The following is a 1,192-nucleotide window of genomic DNA, read 5'->3' as shown; positions in this document are numbered from 1 at the left end:
TTTTACTCGAGAACCTTGGCAACGACACCGGCGCCGACGGTACGACCGCCTTCACGGATAGCGAAGCGCAGACCTTCTTCCATGGCGATCGGAGCGATCAGCTTCACCGTGATCGACACGTTGTCGCCCGGCATGACCATTTCCTTGTCCTTCGGCAACTCGATCGAACCCGTTACGTCCGTGGTACGGAAGTAGAACTGCGGGCGATAGTTGTTGAAGAACGGGGTGTGACGGCCGCCTTCGTCCTTGCTCAACACATACACCTCAGCCGTGAAGTGCGTGTGCGGCGTGATCGAACCCGGCTTGGCCAACACCTGGCCACGCTCCACGTCTTCACGCTTCGTGCCGCGCAGCAAAATACCCACGTTGTCGCCCGCTTGACCTTGGTCCAGCAGCTTGCGGAACATTTCCACGCCCGTGCACGTCGTCTTCACCGTCGGCTTGATACCGATGATTTCGATTTCTTCGCCAACCTTAACAACACCGCGCTCGATACGACCCGTCACCACCGTGCCGCGACCCGAGATCGAGAACACGTCTTCCACCGGCATCAGGAACGAACCGTCGATTGCGCGTTCCGGCGTCGGAATGTACGTGTCCAGCGCGTCGGCCAGGTTCATGATCGCCACTTCGCCCAGCTCGCCCGTGTCGCCTTCCAGCGCCAGCTTGGCCGAACCCTTGATGATCGGCGTGTCGTCGCCCGGGAAGTCGTACTTCGACAGAAGCTCACGCACTTCCATTTCAACCAGTTCCAGCAACTCAGCGTCGTCCACCATGTCGCACTTGTTCAGGAACACGATGATGTACGGCACGCCAACCTGGCGAGCCAACAGGATGTGCTCACGCGTTTGCGGCATCGGGCCGTCTGCAGCCGAACACACCAGGATCGCGCCGTCCATCTGCGCTGCACCCGTAATCATGTTCTTCACATAGTCAGCGTGGCCCGGGCAGTCAACGTGCGCGTAGTGACGCGCTGCCGTTTCGTACTCGACGTGGGCCGTGTTGATCGTGATACCACGCGCCTTTTCTTCCGGCGCTGCGTCGATCTGGTCATACGCCTTCGCTTCGCCGCCGAACTTCTTCGACAACACCGTCGCGATCGCTGCCGTCAGCGTGGTCTTGCCATGGTCGACGTGACCAATCGTGCCTACGTTGACGTGCGGCTTGGTCCGTTCGAATTTACCTTTTGCCA

Annotated in this window: 1 protein-coding gene; it reads right to left on the bottom strand. The window is 59.8% G+C overall.

What is annotated here, in order from left to right:
- Window positions 1–2: 2 nt before the first annotated feature.
- On the bottom strand, window positions 3–1,192 hold a 1,190-nt coding region (gene tuf, locus EOS_RS15995), incomplete at its 5' end, for an elongation factor Tu (protein ID WP_075645345.1).

The sequence above is a fragment of the Caballeronia mineralivorans PML1(12) genome (genome assembly GCF_001028175.1).
Taxonomy (GTDB): domain Bacteria; phylum Pseudomonadota; class Gammaproteobacteria; order Burkholderiales; family Burkholderiaceae; genus Caballeronia; species Caballeronia mineralivorans.
The sequence above is the reverse complement of the archived record's forward strand: the minus strand, read 5'-3'. Positions and strand labels throughout refer to the sequence as shown.